21 protein-coding genes and 1 tRNA gene are annotated in these 23,084 nt (G+C 66.6%); 12 read left to right on the top strand and 10 right to left on the bottom strand.

What is annotated here, in order from left to right:
* The first annotated feature begins 9 nt into the window (after positions 1-9).
* On the top strand, positions 10-1,926 hold the full coding sequence (locus FBY28_RS03570; RefSeq protein WP_160145460.1) for a cellulase family glycosylhydrolase: 1,917 nt from the start codon (positions 10-12) through the stop codon (positions 1,924-1,926).
* A gap of 97 nt (positions 1,927-2,023) precedes the next feature.
* On the opposite strand, the gene FBY28_RS03565 is transcribed toward FBY28_RS03570, so the two are convergent.
* Positions 2,024-2,689, bottom strand: coding sequence for a trimeric intracellular cation channel family protein (locus tag FBY28_RS03565; protein WP_141864304.1), 666 nt, complete (start codon positions 2,687-2,689; stop codon positions 2,024-2,026).
* A 52-nt stretch (positions 2,690-2,741) separates the two neighbouring features.
* Positions 2,742-2,818: transfer RNA gene (locus tag FBY28_RS03560), tRNA-Leu, on the bottom strand.
* Between the two features lie 123 nt (positions 2,819-2,941).
* Here FBY28_RS03560 and FBY28_RS03555 point away from each other — a divergent pair.
* The 6 genes from FBY28_RS03555 to FBY28_RS03530 all read left to right on the top strand — a co-directional run bounded on the left by FBY28_RS03555 (position 2,942) and on the right by FBY28_RS03530 (position 8,828).
* Entirely contained in the window at positions 2,942-3,568 is a 627-nt protein-coding gene (locus tag FBY28_RS03555; RefSeq protein ID WP_524912038.1) for a two-component system response regulator PdtaR, read from the top strand.
* A 217-nt stretch (positions 3,569-3,785) separates the two neighbouring features.
* Complete coding sequence (locus FBY28_RS03550) at positions 3,786-4,985, top strand: branched-chain amino acid ABC transporter substrate-binding protein (protein WP_286177706.1); 1,200 nt, start codon at positions 3,786-3,788, stop codon at positions 4,983-4,985.
* Between the two features lie 100 nt (positions 4,986-5,085).
* The gene (locus tag FBY28_RS03545) at positions 5,086-6,096 is read left to right on the top strand and encodes a branched-chain amino acid ABC transporter permease (RefSeq protein ID WP_036462328.1); all 1,011 of its coding nucleotides are present in this window, start codon (positions 5,086-5,088) and stop codon (positions 6,094-6,096) included.
* Positions 6,093-7,247 carry a branched-chain amino acid ABC transporter permease gene (locus FBY28_RS03540; RefSeq protein ID WP_141864298.1) on the top strand — a complete coding sequence of 385 codons (1,155 nt, stop codon included), beginning with the start codon at positions 6,093-6,095 and terminating at the stop codon, positions 7,245-7,247. Before FBY28_RS03545 ends, FBY28_RS03540 begins: the two co-directional genes overlap by 4 nt.
* Positions 7,244-8,095 carry an ABC transporter ATP-binding protein gene (locus tag FBY28_RS03535; protein ID WP_141864296.1) on the top strand — a complete coding sequence of 284 codons (852 nt, stop codon included), beginning with the start codon at positions 7,244-7,246 and terminating at the stop codon, positions 8,093-8,095. The genes FBY28_RS03540 and FBY28_RS03535 overlap by 4 nt, the downstream gene beginning before the upstream one ends.
* The gene (locus tag FBY28_RS03530) at positions 8,079-8,828 is read left to right on the top strand and encodes an ABC transporter ATP-binding protein (protein WP_141864294.1); all 750 of its coding nucleotides are present in this window, start codon (positions 8,079-8,081) and stop codon (positions 8,826-8,828) included. The genes FBY28_RS03535 and FBY28_RS03530 overlap by 17 nt, the downstream gene beginning before the upstream one ends.
* 84 nt (positions 8,829-8,912) lie before the next feature.
* Here FBY28_RS03530 and FBY28_RS03525 read toward each other — a convergent pair whose 3' ends face one another.
* The 5 genes from FBY28_RS03525 to FBY28_RS03505 all read right to left on the bottom strand — a co-directional run bounded on the left by FBY28_RS03525 (position 8,913) and on the right by FBY28_RS03505 (position 12,702).
* Positions 8,913-9,140: a DUF167 domain-containing protein gene (locus FBY28_RS03525; RefSeq protein ID WP_141864292.1), complete on the bottom strand. Its 228-nt coding sequence runs from the start codon at positions 9,138-9,140 to the stop codon at positions 8,913-8,915.
* 64 nt (positions 9,141-9,204) lie between these two features.
* On the bottom strand, positions 9,205-10,404 hold the full coding sequence (locus tag FBY28_RS03520; protein ID WP_141864290.1) for a lipid-transfer protein: 1,200 nt from the start codon (positions 10,402-10,404) through the stop codon (positions 9,205-9,207).
* Positions 10,404-10,844, bottom strand: coding sequence for a Zn-ribbon domain-containing OB-fold protein (locus tag FBY28_RS03515; protein WP_141864289.1), 441 nt, complete (start codon positions 10,842-10,844; stop codon positions 10,404-10,406). Before FBY28_RS03515 ends, FBY28_RS03520 begins: the two co-directional genes overlap by 1 nt.
* A gap of 50 nt (positions 10,845-10,894) precedes the next feature.
* Positions 10,895-11,566: an alpha/beta fold hydrolase gene (locus FBY28_RS03510; RefSeq protein WP_141864287.1), complete on the bottom strand. Its 672-nt coding sequence runs from the start codon at positions 11,564-11,566 to the stop codon at positions 10,895-10,897.
* Complete coding sequence (locus FBY28_RS03505) at positions 11,566-12,702, bottom strand: FAD-dependent monooxygenase (RefSeq protein ID WP_216847478.1); 1,137 nt, start codon at positions 12,700-12,702, stop codon at positions 11,566-11,568. The genes FBY28_RS03510 and FBY28_RS03505 overlap by 1 nt, the downstream gene beginning before the upstream one ends.
* 71 nt (positions 12,703-12,773) lie before the next feature.
* Between FBY28_RS03505 and FBY28_RS03500 the strand changes: the two genes are divergently transcribed.
* The 3 genes from FBY28_RS03500 to FBY28_RS03490 all read left to right on the top strand — a co-directional run bounded on the left by FBY28_RS03500 (position 12,774) and on the right by FBY28_RS03490 (position 17,702).
* Positions 12,774-13,655, top strand: a complete 882-nt coding sequence (locus FBY28_RS03500; RefSeq protein ID WP_141864285.1) for a LysR family transcriptional regulator — start codon at positions 12,774-12,776, stop codon at positions 13,653-13,655.
* A gap of 118 nt (positions 13,656-13,773) precedes the next feature.
* Positions 13,774-16,434 carry a DNA polymerase I gene (gene polA, locus FBY28_RS03495; RefSeq protein WP_174241773.1) on the top strand — a complete coding sequence of 887 codons (2,661 nt, stop codon included), beginning with the start codon at positions 13,774-13,776 and terminating at the stop codon, positions 16,432-16,434.
* A 23-nt stretch (positions 16,435-16,457) separates the two neighbouring features.
* Entirely contained in the window at positions 16,458-17,702 is a 1,245-nt protein-coding gene (locus FBY28_RS03490; protein WP_141864280.1) for a threonine/serine exporter family protein, read from the top strand.
* Here FBY28_RS03490 and FBY28_RS03485 read toward each other — a convergent pair.
* Positions 17,681-18,835, bottom strand: a complete 1,155-nt coding sequence (locus FBY28_RS03485; protein ID WP_141864278.1) for a PrsW family intramembrane metalloprotease — start codon at positions 18,833-18,835, stop codon at positions 17,681-17,683. The genes FBY28_RS03490 and FBY28_RS03485 overlap by 22 nt on opposite strands.
* Before the next feature lie 232 nt (positions 18,836-19,067).
* Here FBY28_RS03485 and rpsA point away from each other — a divergent pair, with 232 nt between their 5' ends.
* Positions 19,068-20,513, top strand: a complete 1,446-nt coding sequence (gene rpsA / locus FBY28_RS03480) for a 30S ribosomal protein S1 (protein WP_019511500.1) — start codon at positions 19,068-19,070, stop codon at positions 20,511-20,513.
* Positions 20,514-20,659: 146 nt separating this feature from the next.
* Positions 20,660-21,835, top strand: a complete 1,176-nt coding sequence (gene coaE, locus FBY28_RS03475; RefSeq protein ID WP_141864276.1) for a dephospho-CoA kinase — start codon at positions 20,660-20,662, stop codon at positions 21,833-21,835.
* A gap of 4 nt (positions 21,836-21,839) precedes the next feature.
* Here coaE and FBY28_RS03470 read toward each other — a convergent pair whose 3' ends face one another.
* Entirely contained in the window at positions 21,840-22,397 is a 558-nt protein-coding gene (locus tag FBY28_RS03470; protein WP_174241532.1) for a hypothetical protein, read from the bottom strand.
* A gap of 10 nt (positions 22,398-22,407) precedes the next feature.
* Positions 22,408-22,911, bottom strand: coding sequence for a ribonuclease FAU-1 family protein (locus FBY28_RS03465; protein ID WP_141864274.1), 504 nt, complete (start codon positions 22,909-22,911; stop codon positions 22,408-22,410).
* Between the last annotated feature and the right edge of the window lie 173 nt (positions 22,912-23,084).

Genomic DNA, 23,084 nt, shown 5'->3' with positions numbered 1-23,084 from the left:
GTGCAGCCCGTGGCCGCCATCGTGGACTCTCCTTCGACCATTGGCATCGCCGACTCGGAGATCTATATGTCGGCCAGCATCGAAGAGATCAACGAACGCCTCGACATGATGCAGTCGCTCGGTGTGACCAACGTCCGGATCATGGTTCCGTGGGCCGGTGTGCAACCCCTGCACCCCGATACCCCGTTCGGACTGGGTGCCCCGCGTTGGGACCAGCTCGACAAGGTGGTCAATGCCGCGGCGGCTCGCGGGATGGGCATCCTTGGCGTGCTGAACTCGACCCCGATGTGGGCGTCGTCCACCACACCGCTCAACGGTGAGCCCGCCAACTTCGACCAGTTCGCCGCCTTCGCCAAGTCCGTCGCGCTGCGCTACGGCGACAAGATCTCGGCCTACGAGGTGTGGAACGAGCCCAACTCGATCCAGTTCTGGAACACCCTGGACCCGGCCGCGTACACCGCGATGCTGAAGAAGACCTACACCGCGCTCAAGGAGGCGGCCGCCCAGGTCGGCACCGATATCACGGTCATCGGTGGTGTCATCGGCGCAGGTAAGACGTGGCCAGGGCTGACCCTGAACCCGATCGACTTCGTCAAGGGCATGTACGACGCCGGCGCACACGGATACTTCGATGCGCTGTCATTCCACCCGTACAACTTCGAATGGAAGTTCTCGGTCGGTGAGGACCTGGCGTGGAAAGAGGGCATGCCGCTCTACCAGCTCAACAAGATCCGCGAACTGATGGATTCGCACCTGCAGGCGGGTGAGGAGCAGATCAAGATCTGGATCACCGAGTACGGCATCCCCACCAACCGGGTCGACGAGGCCACCCAGGCCGCCTTCGTCCGCGACATCATCGAGTTCTGGCAGACCATGCAGGGCGCGGGTCCGATGTTCCTCTACACCATCAAGGACTGGCTGAACCCGCCGAGCGACAACGACGAGGCCAACCTGGGCATCTTCCGTCCGGACGGCACCATGAAGCCCGTCGGTCAGGTCATCAAGGAACTCATCGAGTTCCTCGGCAACCCGAACAATCCGGGACCGGGTACCGGTCCGGGAACGGGCCCCGGCGCGGGTGCCGAACCGTTCAATCCGATCGCGGCGTTCCTGCAGGCCATCCAGCAGGCGTTCACCAGCCTCTTCAACTTCGGTGGACTGTTCAACGCCATCGGGGCCATGGTGTCGAACTTCTTCAACGGCATCTTCGGCATCCGGCCGACCGCCGCCGCCGAGCCGGCATCGGCGATGCGGATGGCAGCGGTCGAAGAGTCCGATGCGCCGGCCGAGACCGACAAGGCCGGAACCGAAGCCGCGACGCCGGCACTGTCCGAGCATGGTGTTCAGGCGGGTGCGGTGACCGAATCGACGCCGGCTTCCGAGCAGGTCGAGGCCCCGGTGGCCGAGGCCCCGGTGGAGGAGACCCCGGTTGCCGAGGTTCCCGTCGAGGAGACCCCGGTCGCAGAGGCTCCCGTCGAGGAGGCCCCGGTGGAGGAGACCCCGGTCGTGGAAACGCCGGTTGTGGAGACCCCGGTCGTCGAGGCTCCCGTTGAGGAGACCCCGGTCGACGAGGTCGTGGTCGACGAGACCGCCACCCCGAAGGCTCCCGAGAAGGAGGACACCTCGACGTCGGTGAAGGAATCCGAGAAGGACACCAAGGGGCAGGTCGGTGACCTCAAGGCTGACCTCAAGTCCGATCTCAAGGCCGACAACGAGTCCGAGGGCAGCCGGGACGCCAAGTTCTCGGTGCGGTCCGAGGACACCGATGCGGTGCGCCCGAACCTGAAGGCCCGCGACGAGATCAGCGTCCGGAACCCGAAGGGGCCGCGCAGCGAATCGGGCACCGAGGTGCGCACCAGCACCGAGGCGAGCGAGCGTCCGCGCGAAAGTGTCTCGGCCTCAACGTCTTCTGGTGACAGCGAGTAGCCGACTCTAGATACGCGAGGGGAATGCCGCTGCAGGGCTTCAGCACCTGCAGCGGCATCTTCGCGTTCGGGGTCTTCGTGTGCCGGGTCTGTCGGTATCAGCCGCGATTGCGCCCGCGCGCCTGCGGGGCGCGCCAACGGAAGTGCAGGGCGAGCGCCCGGAACACGAACACCGACGCCGCGACGGCGCCACCGGTGAGCGCGCCGAAATGTTCGTACTCGATGAGCACGGCCGTGATGGCCGCGCCGAAAAGCGCTGGTATCGCGTAGATCTCCTGATCCGGACGCAGAATGCTGGGGGTCCGCCCTGCGAGCACATCGCGGATCACCCCACCGCCGACGGCCGTGACCACGCCCAGAAGCGCCGAGGACGCCGGACCGAGGCCGTGGTTGGCCGCAGTGACCGTGCCGGTCACGCAGAACGCGCCGAGCCCCAGTGCATCGGCCAGGTCCAGCGGGCGGCCCAACAGCCGCGCCGGTGGCGACCACACGAAGACCACCAGGGCGCTCAGGACGGCGACAGCCAGATAGCGCAGATCCACGAACGCGGTGGGTGGTGTTTGGCCGATGATGAGATCGCGGATCACCCCGCCGCCGCAGGCCGTCATGGCGGCCAGGGTGAGCGCGCCGACGATGTCGAAGTCGCGGCGGATCGCGAGCAATGCTCCAGATATGGCGAACGCCGCGGTGCCGATCAGGTCGCCTGCGTTGCGCGTCCACAGCGCCGCGGAGTCCCAGTCCGTCGCGAAGACCAGTGTGTTCATCGATCCGCCGGGGACGAGTTGGGGTTCATATGGAGGTCCTGACGGGTGTTACTGGTGCCCTCGGTGAGATTCGAACTCACACTGCACGGGTTTTGAATCCGTTTCCTCTGCCAGTTGGGATACGAGGGCGAGCGTTGCCGCGGTCTCCCACCTTAAGGGATGCGTGCGGGTGCCTTGACCGCAGGGACCGGCTTGGCCTTGTTCACCCCGCGGTCGCCTGATGTCGGCAATCGCGACACAATGTCAGCCATGATGGCATCCATGACCGAAGCCTCCGCCGCGCGACGCGTGCTGATCGCCGAAGACGAAGCGTTGATCCGGATGGATCTCGCCGAGATGCTGCGTGACGAAGGGTATGAGGTGGTGGGCCAGGCCGGTGACGGTCAGGAGGCCGTCGACCTCGCCGAGAGCCTGAACCCGGACCTCGTGATCATGGATGTGAAGATGCCGCGCCGCGACGGTATCGACGCCGCCTCCGAGATCGCCGCCAAACGCATCGCGCCCATCGTCATCCTGACGGCCTTCTCCCAGCGCGAACTCGTCGAACGAGCCCGTGATGCCGGCGCGATGGCCTACCTGGTCAAACCCTTCTCCATCACCGACCTGATCCCGGCGATAGAGCTGGCCGTCAGCCGATTCAGCGAGATCTCGGCGCTGGAGAACGAGGTGGCCACCCTCTCGGAGCGGCTGGAGACACGCAAGCTCGTCGAGCGCGCCAAGGGGCTGTTGCAGGCCAACCAGGGGATGACCGAGCCCGAGGCGTTCAAATGGATCCAGCGGGCCGCCATGGATCGGCGCACCACGATGAAACGCGTGGCCGAGGTGGTGCTGGAGACGCTGGACGCCCCCGCCGAGGATGCCGCCGAACCCCCGAAATAGTGCACCCGCGCGACACCGCGGGTTAAGACTGCGTTTCCGACCCCGCTCTTTGGCCTCCTCGCCGAGCCGATCCGCGCCACACGTCGCCGAACAGCACGCGATACGGCGATGTAGTGGTTAAGGTCGTCGGCGAAGCATCGCCAGATTCGGCTGTTCCGGCCGTTCCGAAGATGCCTGACGGAGAACAGGGAACCGGAGGTGAGACGTGCGCGGTCACGTGGCACGCAAGGCATTTGCGCTCGGCGGGGCGAGTCTGATGGCGCTGGCTATTGCCGGCTGCAGCCAGAGCACACCCGAAGAGGAGGCGGCTCAGACGAATCTGAAGATCGTCGAGAAGGTCCAGATCGACGAGAACGGCGGTGAGGTCGCCGCGACGGCAGGCGCGACCCCGGCCGATCCCGCCGGGGACGGTAAGGCGAGCTGCCCGCCGGTGTCGCTCGCGATGGCCGGTGCGCTCAACGGTCCGGACGCCGCGCTGGGCATCAACATCCGCAACGGCGTCCAGCTCGCCGTCGACAAGCACAATGCCGCCAACCCGGGTTGCCAGGTGCAGCTGAAGACCTTCGACACCGAGGGTGATCCGCAGAAGGCGTCGAACATCGCCCCGCGCATCATCGAGGACCAGTACACGATCGGTCTGATCGGCCCGGCGTTCTCCGGCGAGACCAAGGCCACCGGCGGCGTCTTCGACCAGGCCGGCCTTGCCGCGGTCACCGCATCGGCCACCAACGTCACGCTCTCGGAGAACGGCTGGAAGACCTTCTTCCGCGGCCTGGCCAACGACGGTGTCCAGGGGCCCTCGGTCGCCAACTACCTCAAGAACACGCTGGGCCACAAGAAGGTCTGCGTCGTCGATGACAGCACCGACTACGGTCTTGGCCTGGCCACCGCGGTGCGCGACACGCTCGGCCCGGTCGCCGATTCGGCCTGCAACATCTCGGTCAAGAAGGGTGATAAGGACTTCTCCGCCGCGGTGACCCAGATCAACGGTGCCGCACCGGATTCGGTGTTCTTCGGCGGCTACTACGCAGAGGCCGCCCCGCTGGTGCAGCAGCTGCGCGACAGCGGCTTCGGCGGCACCTTCGTCAGTGCCGACGGCAGCAAGGACAACGAGTTCGTCAAGCAGGCGGGCGAGTCCTCCAAGGGTGCGCTGCTGGCCTGCCCGTGTGGCCCGGCCACCGGCAGCTTCGCCCAGGAGTACACCGACAAGTTCGGGCAGGAACCCGGCACGTACAGCACCGAGGGTTACGACCTGGGCACCATCCTGCTCAAGGGCATCGACTCGGGTGCCATCACCCGGCCGGCCCTGCTGGACTACGTGCGCAACTACAAGGGTCAGGGAGTCGCCCGCGAATACCAGTGGACGCCCGTGGGTGAGCTCACCTCCACGCTGATCTGGGTGTACGACGTCCAGTAATCGTCGACGCGAAGCGCGTCCGGGAGCGCCTGCCCTCGGACGCGCTTCGTTCGTCTCGGACCATTGCGAGCCCACGACACACTGAGGAGCCCCGTCCCGGATGAACTTGGCCGCCAACATCAATTTCAACGTCGGTGCGCTGGTCGACAGCTTCTGGCAGTTGACGATCGACGGCCTGTCATGGGGTGCGATCTATGCACTGGTCGCCGTCGGCTACACGCTCGTCTTCGGTGTGCTGCGACTGATCAACTTCGCGCATTCCGAGATCTTCATGCTGGGAATGTTCGGTGCCTACTTCGCCCTCGACGTCATCCTGGGCTTCACCCCGAGCGGTAATGCCTACAACAAGGGCATCGCGCTGACGATCCTGTACCTGGCCGTGGCCATGCTGTTCGCCATGCTGGTCTCCGGCGGTGCGGCGGTGGGGTTGGAATTCATCGCCTACCGCCCGCTGCGCAAACGAAACGCCCGTGCGCTGACCTTCCTCATCACCGCCATCGGCATGTCCTTCGTCCTGCAGCAATTCGTGCTGTTCATCCTGCCGACGCTGATCCCCGGCTACGGCGGACCCAACGCCCAACAACCGATCGTGTTGGTGCAACCGAGAACCCAGTTCGAGATCTTCGGGGTGGCGATCTCCAACACCACCATCGTCATCATCGGCTCGGCGCTGGTGCTGGCGCTGCTCACCGATCTGGCACTCAACCGGACCAAGCTGGGACGCGGGGTGCGCGCCGTCGCCCAAGATCCCAATACCGCCACCCTGATGGGGGTTTCGCGGGAGCGGGTAATCATGACGACCTTCCTGATCGGCGGCCTGCTCGCCGGTGCCGCGGCCTTGCTGTACACGTTGAAGGTGCCCCAGGGCATCATCTACTCTGGCGGATTCCTGCTCGGGATCAAGGCCTTCTCGGCGGCGGTGCTCGGCGGTATCGGCAATCTGCGCGGCGCACTGCTCGGCGGATTGCTGCTCGGGGTGATGGAGAACTACGGGCAGGCCGTCTTCGGCACCCAGTGGCGCGATGTGGTCGCCTTCGTCCTCCTGGTGCTGGTGTTGTTGGTCAGACCGACCGGCATCCTGGGTGAGAGCCTCGGAAAGGCACGCGTATGAGCCCCTGGGCGAAGGTCATGGACTGGTGGGACGGTCTGAATCGCCCGCAGAAATGGGTGTTCGGCGTCGTGCTGTTCACCGGGTTGGCGCTTTCACCGCTTTTCACACCGGGTTTCATCGACACGCCGGGCATCAGCTTCGGTGGCACTATGGCGCAGTTCGCGATGATCGCCATCATCGCCATCGGGCTCAACGTGGTGGTCGGTCAGGCGGGTCTGCTGGACCTCGGCTATGTCGGGTTCTATGCCGTGGGCGCCTATACGGTGGCGCTGCTGACCAGCCCGGAGAGTCCGTGGAACCAGATGAGCGCCTCGGGCTTCTTCAGCACGCCGTGGGCCTGGGTGTCCTGCCTGCCCATCGCGATGGCGATCACCGCGCTCAGTGGTTTGATCCTCGGCACCCCGACGCTGCGACTGCGCGGCGACTACCTGGCCATCGTCACCCTCGGGTTCGGTGAGATCATCCGGTTGCTCGCCGACAACCTCTCCGATGTCACCAACGGCCCGCGCGGCCTCAACGAAGTGGCCTTCCCGCACTTCCTGGAAACCGAGCAGCACCCCGAAGGCGTGTTCTCGGTATCCAACTCCGGCGGTGACACCAACTACGGAACCTGGTGGTTCTGGCTTGGTCTCGTGCTCGTCGTCATCATCTTGCTGCTCGTCGGCAATCTCGAGCGCAGCCGCGTCGGCCGCGCGTGGATCGCGGTCCGCGAGGACGAAGACGCCGCCGAGGTGATGGGCGTCAACGCGTTCAAGTTCAAGCTCTGGGCGTTCACCATCGGCGCGGCCATCGGAGGACTGTCCGGTGCGCTGTACGCGGGCCAGGTCCAGTACGTCGCACCGCCCACCTTCAACATCATCAACTCGATGCTGTTCCTGTGCGCCGTCGTGCTCGGCGGGCAGGGCAACAAGCTGGGCGTCATCCTCGGCGCGTTCATCATCGTCTACCTGCCGAACCGACTGCTCGGTGTGCACTTCCTCGGCATCGACATGGGCAACCTCAAGTACCTCTTCTTCGGACTGGCGCTGGTGGTGCTCATGATCTTCCGGCCCCAGGGTCTGTTCCCGGCCCGTCAACACCTGCTGACATACGCGAAGGCGGCACGAAAACTGTTACGGGCCAACCCGACCGACACGGAGCCGGCCAAATGAGCGCGCCGGAGAACTTCGAGGACAACGTCGCCGAGATCGCCGGCGTGCACCGTGAGATCCAGACCGATCAGGGCGACGTCTTGTTGCAGACCAACGATCTCACGGTCAAGTTCGGTGGACTGACCGCCCTTGACGCGGTGACGTTCGACATCAGACGCGGTGAGATCCTGGGCCTCATCGGACCCAACGGTGCGGGAAAGACCACCTGCTTCAACGCCATCACCGGGGTGTACCGGCCGAGTTCGGGATCGGTGACCTTCGACGGGTCACCCATCGGGCGTATCAAACGCCACCAGATCACCCGCCTCGGCATCGCCCGCACGTTCCAGAACATCCGGCTGTTCGGTGAGATGACGGCACTGGAGAACGTCATGGTGGGCACCGATGCACGTCACCACACCTCGGTGCCCGGCGCCTTGTTCCGGTCGGGTCGGCACCGCCGGGAAGAGAAGTCGGCCATCGAGCGCTCGGCGGCGCTGCTGCACTTCGTGGGTATCGCCCATCGTGGTGAGGAGAAGGCCAAGAATCTGCCCTACGGTGATCAGCGTCGCCTGGAGATCGCCAGGGCGCTGGCCACCGAACCGAAGCTGTTGTGCCTCGACGAGCCCGCGGCCGGGTTCAACCCGAGCGAGAAGTCGGCCCTGATCGACCTGATTCGCAAGATCCGCGATGACGGGTACACCGTGTTGTTGATCGAACACGACATGCGGCTGGTGATGGGGGTGACCGACCGCATCGTGGTGCTGGAGTTCGGCCGCAAGATCGCCGACGGCCTGCCCGCAGAAATCCGCGAGGATCCGGCGGTCATCGCCGCTTACCTGGGAGTGCCCGATGACGAACTCGCATGATGTCGATTCCCGCAAGGTCCTTCTCGAGGTGCGCGATATCGTCGTGCACTACGGCAGGATCCGAGCCCTCAACGGTGTGTCGCTGATCGTGCACGAAGGCGAGTTGGTGACCCTGCTGGGATCCAACGGCGCAGGCAAGACCACCATGATGCGGGCCATTTCGGGTCTGCTCTCGTTGACATCGGGCTCGGTCTGGTTCGACGGTGTCGACATCAGCAAGGTCAAGGCGCACAAGCGGGTTGCCGACGGACTCATCCAGGCTCCCGAGGGTCGCGGGGTGTTTCCGGGCATGACCATCATCGAGAATCTCGAGATGGGTTGCTATGGACGCAAATTCCCGTCAAAGGCCGAACATGACGAGAAGCTCGACTGGGTGTTGACGACGTTTCCGCGGTTGGCCGAACGACGCACGCAGGTCGGTGGCACGCTCTCCGGTGGGGAACAGCAGATGCTGGCCATCGGTCGGGCGCTGATGGCGCGGCCCAAGGTGTTGTTGCTCGACGAGCCGTCGATGGGGTTGGCGCCCATGGTGATATCGCAGATCTTCAAGATCATCTCCGAGATCAACAGTCAGGGCACGACGGTGCTGCTGGTCGAGCAGAACGCGCAGCAGGCGCTCAGCCGTTCGGACCGCGCGTACATCTTGGAGACCGGTGAGGTGACCCGCACCGGGGTCGCCCGCGACCTGCTGCACGACGACAGCATCCGCGCCGCCTACCTCGGCGTCGCCTAACTGCCCCTCTTCCCACTTCCCGGCGAGCGTGCGTGTCTGCAGCCCGACACGCCGGGTTCGCGGCGGAGTTCACGCACGCTCACGTCAGGCGATGCGGAATCGCTTCACCCGCGCGGTTGCCCCGGACACCAGCTCCAGCCGACTGCGCGGTACCCCCAGATGGGCGGCGAGCAGCTTGGTGACGGCCGCGTTGGCCTTTCCGTCCACCGCGCGCTCGGGCACATAGACGGTCAGTTCCCCGTCATCACCGACCTCGACGAGCGGACCCTTGCGGCTGCCGGGTTTGACCCGCACGACGACGCTCTCGCTCACGACACCATCTTCGCGCGGATGTGCGTGCAGCGGTGTCGCGGCCCGGTGCGGTGGGGTATCGGCGTCAGGTGGCGACGATGACGGAGGAGCCGTGACCGAAGAGGCCTTGGTTGGCGGTGATGCCGACGGTGGCGCCCTCGACCTGGCGGCCGGTGGCCTGGCCTTTGAGCTGCCAGGTGAGTTCGCAGACTTGGGCGATGGCCTGGGCGGGGATGGCTTCGCCGAAGCTGGCCAGACCACCGGAGGCGTTGACGGGAACCTTGCCGCCGATGGTGGTGGCGCCGGAGCGCAGCAGCTGTTCGGCTTCGCCGCGTGGGCACAGTCCGAGGTGTTCGTACCAGTCGAGTTCCAGTGCCGTGGACAGGTCGTAGACCTCGGCCAGGGACAGGTCTTCGGGGCCGATGCCGGCTTCTGCGTAGGCGGCATCGAGGATCTGGTCTTTGAACACCCGCTCCGGCCCGGGCACGACTGCGGTGGAGTCGGTGGCGATATCGGGCAGCTCGGGCAGATGCTGCGGGTACTGCGGAGACTGCAGGCTCACCGCGCGCACGGACGGGACACCGGCAACCGAACCGAGGTGCTTCTCGGTGAATGCTTTGGAGGCGACGATGACGGCGGCGGCGCCGTCGCTGGTGGCGCAGATGTCGAGCAGCCGTAGTGGGTCGGAGACGACCGGGGAGGCGAGCACATCCTCGACGGATGCTTCTTTGCGGTAGCGGGCGTTGGGGTTGTTCAGGCCGTGGCGGGCGTTCTTGACCTTGACGTTCGCGAAGTCTTCGAGGGTCGCGCCGTAGAGGTCCATGCGACGCCGGGCCAGCATGGCGAAGTAGACGGTGTTGGTGGCGCCGATGAGGTGGAAGCGTTGCCAGTCGGGGTCGTTTTTGCGTTCCCCGCCCACGGGGGCGAAGAAGCCTTTGGGGGTGGTGTCGGCGCCGATGACCAGGGCGACGTCGCACAGGCCGGCCAGGATGTGGGCGCGGGCGCTCTGCAGTGCTTGGGATCCGGAGGCGCAGGCGGCGTAGCTGGAGGTGATGGGGATGCCGTTCCAGCCGAGCTTTTGGGTGAAGGTGGCCCCGGCGACGAAGCCGGGGTAGCCGTTGCGGATGGTGTCCGCGCCGGCGACCAGCTGGATCTGGCGCCAGTCCAGGCCTGCCTCGGCCAGGGCGGCGCGTGCGGCGACAACGCCGTATTCGGTGAAGTCGCGGCCCCATTTGCCCCAGGGGTGCATGCCTGCGCCGAGGATGTAAACCGGTTCGGTTGCCATTACTGAGCGATCCTCCAGGCGTGGGTGGTGCGTGCGGTGCCGTCGTCGTCGGTGTAGAGGGTCATGGTGGTCAGCTCCATGACCATGCCGACCTTGAGGTCGGCGGCCAGGGTGCCCTCGACGACCTTGCCGAGCACGATCAGTCCTTCGTCGGCCAGTTCGACCGCGGCGACGGCGAAGGGTTCGAAGGGGTCTGGGCAGGGATAGGGCGGGGGAGGGGCGTACCGGTTTTCGGTGTAGCTCCACACGGTGCCGCGCCGGGAGAGCGGGACCAAGGCCAGGGTGTCGCTGTCGCAGCCGGGGTTGGGGCAGTTGTTTTCCCGGGGCGGGAAGACATAGGTGGCACAGGCGGTGCACTTACCGCCGATCAGATGCGTGGCCCCGGACTCGTCGGTGGCGAACCACCCTTCCACCGCGGGAGCTGTCGATGCTGCTGGCACGGACGTCAGAATACCCAGACCGAGCGCGAAACTGAAACGTGTTGCAGTTCTCAGGTCGGGGCCAGCAGGATGCGCAGCAGATCGTCGGGGTTGTCGCGCATGAGGTTGTGCTTGCCGTCGAGTTCGTGGACAACCCAGCTCGGATCGTCGCGCACCCGCTCGTAGGAGGGCCGCAACGGCGAATCACCAGGCCAACCCAATGCGTAGACGAAGACCCGCCGACGAAACCGGTTCAGATCGCCGTCGAGTCGCAGCGGCTGCAGGACGGTGGCCAACGGGTGCGCGGTCGCGCGGTCGTCGAAGAACGGCATCGGTGGGACGCCGAAACCGGTCGCATCGACGCCGACATACCACTGACGTTCCTCCTCGTTGACCAGATCCCAGCAGGACTCACCATCGTGGGGGACCACCGCGTCGACGAACACCAGCGATGCCACCCGGTGCGGTATGCGGTCGGCGACGCCGGTGATCACCATCCCGCCGTAGCTGTGCCCGACCAGGACGAGTGCGTCATCGCCGTCGGCACCTGCATCGATGGCGCCGACGACGTCGAGGATGTGGGTGTCCAGGTTGACCCCGCCCGGCAACAGGTGGGCTCGTTCTGCGACACCGGTGAGTGTCACTGCCAGCACGCGGTGGCCCTCGGCGCGCAGTGCCGCTGCCAGATCATCGAAACACCACGCGCCGTGGCACATTCCGGGAATCAATATGTAGGTGGGCATCAGTGGTTACTCCTCGCCGTGTCGTGGCGGTACTTGGCGGTGATGCGTTGCAGATCGGCAGAAGTGCGACCGGACGCGCGTTGCATATCGCGGTTGGCGACGATCACCTCGGCGGTCTCGCGGCGTCGCTGCTCGGCGTAGCGGCGCAGCCCGGGGATCCCTAGCGCGGCATACGCGTCGGCCAGCACCCTGGCGTCGACGATGGACTGGGATCCGCCGTTGGCCCCCACCGGATACATCGGGTGTGCCGCGTCGCCGAGCAGGGTCACCCGATCGGTTCCCCAGTGCGGCAATGGTTCCCGGTCGACCATGGGGTACCGGTAAATCTGTTCGGTTGCCTCGATCAGGGCCGCCGGGTTCAGCCGGTCCAGCCGCCAGTCCGCGACGTGCGTGCGCACCTGCGCAGCGTCGGCCGTCGAGTTCCACTGGGCGTCACCGTCGAGCTCGCCTGCAGATCCGTTGGGAACCTGCAGAACCCAGTTCACCAAACGCTCGCCGATCGGATAGGCCACCAGTTCGATTCCGTCATCACCCTTGACGATCGCCATGGTCTGCCCATCGAGGAATGCCGGAATGTCGGCGGCCCCGCGAAACATCGTGATACCCGACCACATCAGCGGGTCGGCCCCAGGGTGAAGGGTGCGGCGTACCGCCGAGTTGATTCCGTCCGCGCCGATCAGCGCTGCGCCGCAGATCTTTCCGGCCGTGGTGTGCACATGGACGCCGTCGGCACCCTGGGTGAATCCGGTGACACCGACTCCGGTTCGGACCGCGCCATCGCCGAGGCGCTCGGTGACGGCGTCGAGCAGCAGCATCTGCAGCCTCCCGCGATGGACCGACAGCTGCGGGTGGCTGTCCCCGGCGGCCAGCCCGCGCGGTTCGCGGAACAGGAGGTCGCCGGAGGAGGCGTAGAACTCGATCGAATGCGGTGCGATCGCGATATCGCGTACCGCGGTGGCCAGTCCGAGTTCGTCCAGTTCCCGGACCGCGTGCGGCAGCAGGTTGATCCCCACGCCGAGGGGGCGCAAGGTACTCACGCGTTCGAGGTTGACGGTGCGGACACCGCGTGCGTGCAGGGTCAACGCGACGCTCAGGCCGCCGATTCCGGCTCCGGCGATCACCATCTGTTCGTCCATGTCAACAAGCCTGCGTGAACAGCCTTAATAACTCCAACACATGTTTGTTCTAGTATCTATAATCAGAAGTTATGGAGCTGCGGCAACTGGAGTACTTCGTGGCGGTGGTTGAGGAGCGCAGTTTCACCAGGGCCGCCGAGCGGGAGCGGGTGGCGCAACCGGCGGTGAGCGCACAGATCCGGCGCCTGGAGCGCCAGGTCGGCCAGACGCTGCTGACCCGCTCCAGCCGGGATGTCCGGCTGACCCAGGCCGGTATAGCGCTCCTCCCGTATGCGCGCGCGGCGCTGGCTGCCGTGCGCTCGGCCCGACGCGCGGTCGACGAGGTCGCCGGCCTGGTCCGGGGAGCGGTCGCGATCGGCACGGTGACACTGCATCCGGTGGATATCGCCGGACTGATCGCGGACTTCCACGCGCAGTACCCGGCGGTCGAAATCACCTTGGCGACCGACAATTCCGATGCGTTGCTGGACAAGCTTGCCGACGGACGGCTCGATCTGGCCATCGTCTCCCTCGGCGTCGACGAGCATCCGCCCGGGCTGGATGTCCACACGGTGACCGACGAGGCCGTCGTCGCGGCGGTGGCCGCGGATCATCCGCTGGCCGGCCGGTCGCGGTTGCCGGTGGCCGAACTGTCCGGCCACCCGCTGATCTCCCTGCCGGTCGGGACGGGACTGCGGATGCGCCTCGACAATGCCTGTGCCGAAGCAGGAATCACCGCGAACGTGGCGTTCGAGGCGAGCAGTCCGCGGGAACTCGCCGACCTGGGCGCACATGGGCTCGGCGTCGCGATCCTGCCCGAGTCGATGGCCCGCAACCGCCCCGGACTGCACGCGGTGGACCTCGACCCGGCGCTGCGGGGACGACTGGTGTGGGCGTGGCGACGTGACATGAGCGGTCCGGCCGCGCGCCTGCTGCGTGATCGGGCGACTGCAGGCCGCGACCGCTCAGGGTAGCGGTGCGGAACTGTCGGAGCGGGTGCCTAGAGTTGGGTGCGTGAGCCCCGCGAAGACCGAGAGCACCGCCAAGAAACCGGCCGGCGACCCGTCGACCGATGGTCAGAAGCCGACCCTGATGCTGTTGGACGGCAACTCGCTGGCCTTCCGGGCCTTCTACGCGCTGCCCGCCGAGAACTTCAAGACCCAGGGCGGTCTGACCACCAATGCGGTCTACGGATTCACCGCGATGCTGATCAACCTGCTCCGCGACGAGCAACCCAGCCATATCGCCGCCGCGTTCGACGTCTCCCGCCAGACCTTCCGCAAGGAGAAGTACCCGGAGTACAAGGAGGGCCGCTCGGCCACCCCTGACGAGTTCCGCGGGCAGATCGACATCACCAAGGAGGTGCTCGGTGCGCTGGGCATCACCGTGCTGGCCGAGCCCGGATTCGAGGCCGACGACATCATCGCCACCCTGGCCACCCAGGCCCAGGACGGCGGGTACCGGGTGCTGGTGGTCACCGGAGACCGGGACTCACTGCAGTTGGTGAGCGACGATGTCACCATCCTGTACCCGGTCAAGGGCGTCAGTGAATTGACCCGGTTCACCCCGGAAGCGGTGGCGGCGAAGTACGGCCTCACTCCCGCGCAGTACCCGGATTTCGCCGCGCTGCGCGGCGACCCGAGTGACAACCTGCCGGGCATCCCGGGGGTGGGGGAGAAGACCGCGACCAAGTGGATCGTCGAACACGGCTCCCTGCAGGGTCTTGTCGACAATGTGGACAAGGTCAAGGGCAAGGTCGGCGACGCGCTTCGCGCCAACCTGTCCTCGGTGGTGCTCAACCGTGAGCTCACCGAGCTGGTCAAGAACGTGCCGCTGCCGCACACTCCGGACACCCTGCGGATGCTGCCCTGGGACCGCGATCAGATCCACCGGCTCTTCGATGACCTGGAGTTCCGGGTGCTGCGCGATAGGCTCTTCGACACGCTGGCCTCGGCGGACCCGGAGGTCGACCAGGGTTTCGACGTGCGGGGCGGGGCGTTGGCGCCCGGCGAGCTGGCGGCCTGGCTGGCCGAGCACAGCCTGGGCAACCGGTTCGGTGTCGCCGTGGTCGGCACGCACCTTGCCTTCGACAGTGATGCCACCGCGCTGGCGATCGTCGCCAACGACGGTGACGGGCGCTATATCGACACCGCCACGATCCATCCCGACGACGAAGCCGCCCTGGCGGCCTGGCTGGCCGACCCGGGCCCGCCCAAGGCGCTGCACGAGGCCAAGCTCGCCATGCACGACCTGGAGGGTCGCGGCTGGAAGCTGGCCGGCGTCACCTCCGATACCGCGCTGGCCGCCTACCTGGTGCGGCCCGGCCAGCGCAGCTTTGCGCTCGATGACCTGTCGCTGCGCTATCTCAAGCGCGAGCTGCGTGCCGAAAACCCAGAGCAACAACAGCTTTCGCTACTCGACGATAACGAGGGCGTGGACGAGCAGGCAGTGCAGGCATTGCTGCTGCGAGCCTCCGCGGTGATGGACCTGGCCGATGCGCTCGACGAAGAGCTGGCCCGGATCGACTCCTCCTCGCTGCTGGAGCGCATGGAGCTGCCGGTGCAGCGGGTGCTCGCCGAACTGGAGAGCACCGGGATAGCGGTAGACGTGGAGTTCCTGCGCGGGCTGCAGAACGAGTTCGGCGACTATATCCGCGACGCGGCCGAGGCGGCCTACGCGGTGATCGGCAAGCAGATCAACCTCGGGTCGCCCAAACAGCTGCAGGTCGTGCTGTTCGACGAGCTCGAGATGCCCAAGACGAAAAAAACCAAGACCGGCTACACCACCGATGCCGATGCGTTGCAGGGGCTTTTCGACAAGACCGGGCATCCGTTCCTGCAGCACCTGTTGGCCCATCGGGATGCCACCCGGCTCAAGGTCACCGTCGACGGACTGCTGGCATCGACGGCCGCAGATGGCCGAATCCACACCACGTTCAACCAGACCATCGCAGCCACCGGCAGGCTCTCGTCGACCGAGCCGAACCTGCAGAACATCCCTATCCGCACCGAGGCCGGCCGCCGGATCCGCGACGGGTTTGTCGTGGGCGAGGGTTACGCCGAACTGATGACCGCCGATTACAGCCAGATCGAGATGCGCATCATGGCGCATCTGTCGCGGGACGAGGGTCTGATCGAGGCTTTCAATACCGGTGAGGACCTGCACTCGTTCGTCGCGTCACGGGCCTTCGACGTGCCGATCGACGAGGTCACCCCGGAGCTGCGCCGCCGGGTCAAGGCGATGTCCTACGGCCTGGCCTACGGGCTGAGCGCCTACGGTCTCTCGGCGCAGCTGAAGATCAGCACCGAAGAGGCCAAAGAACAGATGGACCGGTACTTCGACCGGTTCGGCGGCATCCGCGACTACCTGCGTGACGTGGTCGACCAGGCCCGCAAGGACGGTTACACCTCCACGGTGCTGGGTCGACGCCGGTACCTGCCCGAGCTGGACAGCAGCAACCGCAACGTCCGGGAGGCGGCCGAGCGGGCCGCGCTCAACGCCCCGATCCAGGGCAGCGCCGCCGACATCATCAAGGTGGCCATGATCAACGTCGACCAGGCCATCAAATCGGCCGGGTTGGCATCGCGGATGCTGCTGCAGGTGCACGACGAGCTGCTGTTCGAGGTCTCAGAAGGGGAACGGGGGGAGCTCGAGAAGCTGGTGCGCGAACACATGGGCAACGCGTACCCGCTCGACGTGCCGCTGGAGGTTTCGGTCGGCTTCGGACGCAGCTGGGACGCCGCGGCGCACTAGCGCCGCGTCAGGGCCCAGTGCCGATGAACTCCGACGGCGATCAGCAGATCCGCTTCCTGGCCCGGCTGGGTGCGGCCATGTGCGCTGCGAACTACCCGGTGACGCTGGTGCGCCAGACGCTCGACCGCACCGCGGCCCGGTTCGGGGTGCGCAACGACGGCATCGCGCTGCCCAACCACGTCCAGGTGGTCGGCCCGGACGGCTCCGGCGGCACTTCGGTGCACGGTGCCCGGGTGGACGCCGACCTGCGGTTCGATCAGATCTTTCCGCTGGCCCGCCTGGTCTCGGATGCCCTGGCCGGCCGGGTGTCCGCAGAACAGGGCGAAAGCCGACTGGATGCCATCGGCGCGACCGCCCGGCGTTACCCCTCCTGGGTGACCATCATCGGCTACGGGATCCAGAGCGCCGGGTTGTCCCTGGTGCTGGAACCCACATTTCTCAACGTGCTCGCCGCGCTGGCCCTCGGCGCCATGGTCGGCGGTCTGCTGGTCGCCGGTCAGCGTGTCCCGATCCTGGCCCAGTTGGTGCCCGCGATCAGTGCCTTCGCGGTCGCCTCGATCTGCATCGTGGCGGCGCTGCGACTGGACCTCGATCATGTCGGGCTGCGTGCGCTGATACCGCCGCTTGCGGTGTTCTTGCCGGGCGCGGCGATCACCCTGGCGGTGATCGAGCTGACCTCGCGTGATGTCATCGCCGGCACGAGCAGATTGATCGCCGGCTTCGTGCAGATCATCCAGCTGGCGTTCGGGATTCTCATCGCCTCCCAGCTGCTCGGCATGCGCGAGGACCAGCTGAGCTCGGAGGCGGTCAACCACATCGGCTGGTGGGCCCCATGGCTCGGCGTCGCCGTCTACAGCCTGGGCGTGCTGCTGTTCCTGGCACCACCGGTGTCGTTCCTGCCCTGGCTGCTGCTCATCACCTACACCGCCTTCACCGCGCAGTACGCCGGCGACCTGCTGCTCGGCAGCTACGCCAGCGGCTTCTGCGGCGGTCTGGTGCTGACGCTGGTGGCGCTGGCGGTGTCGCGACGGCGTGGCGCGCCGCCCGCGATCACCATGATTCTGCCCGGGTTCTGGTTGTTGGTTCCCGGCTCGATGGGGCTGATCGGTGTCACCGAGTTGTTCGGCGCCGACGGGGATTCGGCGCTGCCGGCGACGTTGATATCGATGATCTCGGTGGCCTTCGGTCTGCAGGCCGGGCTGGTGTGCTGGCAGGTGATCCGGCGGGGCCGCCGAGCCGGCCTTCGTCAGGGACCGGGTATCCGGTAGGCGGCCAGGTACTGCAGATCCGGTGTGGCGGCCCGCGCCGCATGCACCCGATGGGCTTCCTCGGTGAGCATCGCCTGCACCCGGGCGTCGCCGAACCCCCGGTCGATGCGATCCCGCACGAAGGCGAGCTCCACGACCTGAGATGCGAAACCCCGCACCGCCTTGCCCGCGGCCTTGCCGCGATGTCGGGTGACCTCGGCGACGGCCAGCTTGCGGGTGCGGATGGACCGCAGCCAGCTGGCCTCGTTCGCGGTCACCAGGCCGGCGGCCACCATGTTCGGCAGCTTGGCGGCCACCACCTCCTGCTCGCGGTGCCTGCTCTTGACCGCCAGCCAGATCGCCAGCACGAACACCGGCATCATCCAGAACACGTACACCAGGAAGTACGCCTCGATGCTGATCACCGACGACCCGTTCCACATCGCGTGCAGCACCACCGCGCCGACATATCCGGCCACGATGCAGCCCAGCTTGGCCAGCGGATTGCGCCGATGCAGCGCGAAGTACACCCCGACGGCCAGCGCCGAGACGAACAGCGAATGGGCGAACGGCGCCATGATCAGCCGCAGCGCGGCGGTCACCAGCGAGCCGGCCGGCGACTCGCTGTTGGCGATGTAGAGGATGTCCTCGAACCACGCGAAACCCGCTCCGACCAGACCGGCGTACACCAGGCAGTCGGTCAGCGAGTTCAGCTCGTGGCGGCGCCGGCCGGTCATCATGATCAGCAGGAACAGGCCCTTGGCAGCTTCCTCGATGATCGGTGCGCGCAATGCGGTCGACTCGAAACCCTCCGGCAGGCCCGGGGTCGGGATGAACACGGCATCGGCCCACAGCTCAAGGACCAGAGACAAGATGATGGCCACCGAGGCGCCCCACAGAAAGGCCAGGATCAGCAGCCGCGGAGGTTCGGGCTCCCAGCGGTCCAGCCACAGATAACAGAGCACCACCAGGGTGATCGCGATGCTGGACAGGGCGAATCCGATGGCGGTGCCCACCGGGTTGGTCGCGGTGAGCAGGATCATCAGCAGCCCGACGATGACGCTCAGGCCGATGATCACCGCCAGCGGGGCACCGACCTTACGAACGGTCGGCGGCCAGATCGGCAGGTGCGAAGGTGGCGTCGGCGCGGGCACGTGAGGAGACTAACCACAGCCGGCCGCGGGGGCCGGGTTTGTCCAGCGTGTACCACCTCTAGTACCCTCGAACAGTACCTGTGCGTTCCGTCATGTCTCGGGCCCCGCGGGAACACCGCATCATCGATGAGTCTGGTGTCGAATCTGCCGCCCGGCCCGCGATTGTGCAGCACAACCACAAAGCACAAACTCATTGTCCCTACGATTGAACCTGTCCGGAGCAAGCCACCACATGCCAAGTCCCTCCGTCACTTCCCCGCAGGTAGCCGTCAACGACATCGGCTCCGCGGAAGACTTCCTCGCCGCTATCGACAAGACCATCAAGTACTTCAACGATGGCGACATCGTCGAAGGGACCATCGTCAAGGTGGACCGCGACGAGGTCCTGCTCGATATCGGCTACAAGACCGAAGGTGTCATCCCTTCCCGCGAACTGTCCATCAAGCACGATGTCGACCCCAATGAGGTCGTTTCCGTGGGCGATGAGGTCGAAGCCCTGGTCCTCACCAAGGAGGACAAGGAAGGCCGCCTGATCCTGTCCAAGAAGCGCGCTCAGTACGAGCGCGCCTGGGGCACCATCGAGGAGCTCAAGGAGAAGGACGAGGCCGTCAAGGGCACCGTCATCGAGGTCGTCAAGGGCGGCCTGATCCTCGACATCGGCCTGCGCGGCTTCCTGCCCGCATCGCTGGTCGAGATGCGTCGCGTCCGCGATCTGCAGCCGTACATCGGCAAGGAGATCGAGGCCAAGATCATCGAGCTCGACAAGAACCGCAACAACGTGGTTCTGAGCCGTCGCGCCTGGCTGGAGCAGACCCAGTCCGAGGTGCGCAGCGAGTTCCTCAACCAGCTCACCAAGGGTGCCATCCGCAAGGGTGTCGTGTCCTCGATCGTCAACTTCGGCGCCTTCGTCGATCTCGGCGGCGTCGACGGCCTGGTGCACGTCTCCGAGCTGTCCTGGAAGCACATCGACCACCCGTCCGAGGTCGTCACCGTGGGCGACGAGGTCACCGTCGAGGTGCTCGACGTCGACATGGACCGCGAGCGGGTTTCGCTGTCGCTCAAGGCGACTCAGGAAGATCCGTGGCGTCACTTCGCCCGCACCCACGCCATCGGCCAGATCGTGCCGGGCAAGGTCACCAAGCTGGTGCCCTTCGGTGCGTTCGTCCGCGTCGAAGAGGGCATCGAGGGTCTGGTGCACATCTCGGAGCTGTCCGAGCGCCACGTCGAGGTTCCGGACCAGGTGGTCCAGGTCGGCGACGACGCCATGGTCAAGGTCATCGACATCGACCTGGAGCGTCGCCGGATCTCGCTGAGCCTCAAGCAGGCCAACGAGGACTACACCGAGGAATTCGACCCCAGCAAGTACGGCATGGCCGACAGCTACGACGATGCGGGGAACTACATCTTCCCCGAGGGCTTCGATGCCGACACCAACGAGTGGCTCGAGGGCTTCGACAAGCAGCGCACCGAATGGGAGGCCCGGTACGCCGAGGCCGAGCGTCGGCACAAGATGCACACCGCGCAGATGGAGAAGTTCGCCGCTGCCGAGGCCGAAGAGGCTGCCCGCCCGTCGTCCTCCAGCAGCTCGTCGCGTTCCGAGGGTGAGTCGGCCGGCGGTTCGCTGGCCAGCGACGCCCAGCTGGCCGCTCTGCGGGAGAAGCTCGCAGGCAACGCCTAGCAGTTCTGAAGTACGAACGCCCCGGCCCTTTGGGTCGGGGCGTTCGTCGTCTCCGGGCTTCGTGGCGAGCAGACGCAGAACTGCTCAAATCGCCCAGTTTTCGGCACTTTTGCGTCTGCTCGCGGGGCCCTGACAGACTGTGGGGCGTGCTTCGTATCGGACTGACCGGCGGTATCGGCGCCGGCAAATCGACGGTGTCCTCGACCTTCAGCGAGCTGGGCGCGATCATCGTCGACGGTGACGTCATCGCCCGCGAGGTCGTCGAACCCGGCACCGAGGGGCTGGCCGCCCTTGTCGACGCGTTCGGCCATGACATCCTGCACGCCGACGGGCCCGATGCCGGCGCCCTGAATCGTCCCGCGCTGGCCGCCGTCGCGTTCAGCGACGAGGACAAGCGCAAGACGCTCAACGGCATCGTCCATCCGTTGGTGGCACACCGTCGTTCGGAGCTGATCGCCGCCGCCTCCGAGGACGCCGTCATCGTCGAGGACATCCCGCTGCTCGTGGAGTCGCAGATGGCGCCGCTGTTCCCGCTGGTCATCATCGTCAACGCCGATGTCGAACTGCGAGTCGCCCGGCTCATCGAGTATCGCGGCTTCTCCGAGGCCGACGCGCGGGCCCGCATCGCCGCGCAGGCGACCGAAGAACAGCGCCGCAAGGTGGCCGATATCTGGCTGGACAACTCCGGTTCACCTGGTGCGCTCGTCGAGCAGGCCCGCGGCCTGTGGCATGAGCGCATCCTGCCGTTCGCGCACAATCTGGAGGCGGGTCGTCCCGCCCGGCGCGATGCCGCGGTCGTGCCTTACGACGCGAGCTGGCCGGATCAGGCGCAGCGGATCCTCGCCCGGTTGAACACGGCCTGCGGGCATCGCGCGACGCGTATCGATCACATCGGTTCGACCGCGGTCCCCGGGATGGATGCCAAGGACGTCATCGACATCCAGGTGACGGTCCCGTCATTGGAGGTCGCCGACGAACTGGCCGACGCGCTGCGCACGGCCGGCTACCCCAGGGTGGACGGTCTCGACGCGGACACCGCGCACAGTGACGATCACTCGTTGTGGCGCAAGCGTTTTCACGCCTCGGCCGACCCCGGAAGGGCGACCAATGTGCACCTGCGGGTGCAGGGGTGGCCCAATCAGCAGTTCGCGCTGTTGTTCGTCGACTGGTTGCGGGCCAACCCCGGTGTGCGCCAGGACTATCTGGCCGCCAAGCGGCATGCCTTGACGGTGCCGGACTACGCCGAGGCCAAGGAGCCGTGGTTCCTCGACGCCTACCGCCGCGCCGCTGAGTGGGCGAAGAGCACCGGCTGGAGCAGCTGAGTTCTCAGGCCGGCGGCGGAGGTGCGGCGGGCTGTCCGGGGTAGCCGGGCAGCGCCGGCACACCGGCGGCCGCGGCACCGGAGGCCGGATCGTTCAGCGGCGCACCGCATTGGATCGTGCCGTACAGCGGATCGTCCTTGGGCCGGAAGAGCCGCGGCGCGATGAACTGGTCGGCCTGGGCGACGATCTGATCATCGACCAGGATCTCGCAGTGCAGGTTGGACCCGTACGGCCATTCGATGGACAGCTCCAGGCCCGCCAGTTTCGGGTCGGTCATCACGGTGTTGACCTCGAACGTCTGGCCCGGCAGCAGAGTCGGCTGCTCGCTGTTGACGTTCTGATCGTCGGCCTTGTAGGCCACGATCGCGCCGCGCGAGGTGCCGTCGGCCCGCGCGCGGTAGGTGATGTTGTGCAGCAGCGGCGCCGGGGCGGGGTCGGTGGCCGCCGGCTGGGGCTGTTCGGCGTCGGGCTCGGCAACCGCCGAAGCCGGAAGGAGCTGTCCTGCCAGCAGCAGCCCCGCTGCCGTGGCAGCGAGCACCGCGGCGTGCCTGCGAACACTCATGATGGTGACTTTACGCCCGCCACGTCAGCACCACACCGTGCCCGGCCAGCCAGCGGTCCAGGTCATAGCCGTTGCGGGCCAAACCGTCGATGGTCGCCGTGGCGACGGTGATGGCGCGCTCCGCGACCGCTGGGGTCACCAGCCGCTCACACACCGCGGCGATCAGCTCGTCGGTGTCGGTGAGGACCACCTCGCGGCCGGTGCGCACGATCAGGTCGAGATAGTGGTCTTCGGCCGACCAACCGTCCACGCCGGCGGTGTAGTCCCCGATATCGAGGTAGAAGTCCTGGTCGCGTTCGTGGCCCGGGTTGAAGTGGAAGATGGTGGCGCGCAGGTTCAGCGCCGGCAGCAGCCACGACTCCAGGTAGTGGAACTGGTCTCGCCCCGGGGCGGGTCGGGCCATGTAGAGGCCCCAGGGGCGCACGTCGAACACGTCGACATCACGCACGATGCCCTTCGGATCGGTGTTGGTGCCGGCGCACAGGTCGAAGTATTCGTGTTTCGGCGGGTGCATATCAGCGTCCTCGCCGCAGATGGGGCGGGTCGGGCGTCAGCGGCCGGCTCGCGACCCGCGCGACCGCGCCTCCCACGCCTCCCACCAGCAGAATCGGTCCATGGAGTCGCAGGGTGATGCGCGCGGGTTCGGACACCGCGTCACGGTAGCGCGGCCCGGGCGATCGCGGGGAA

Source organism: Arthrobacter sp. SLBN-53 (genome assembly GCF_006715585.1).
Classification (GTDB): Bacteria; Actinomycetota; Actinomycetes; order Mycobacteriales; family Mycobacteriaceae; genus Mycobacterium; species Mycobacterium neoaurum_A.
The sequence above is the reverse complement of the archived record's forward strand: the minus strand, read 5'-3'. Positions and strand labels throughout refer to the sequence as shown.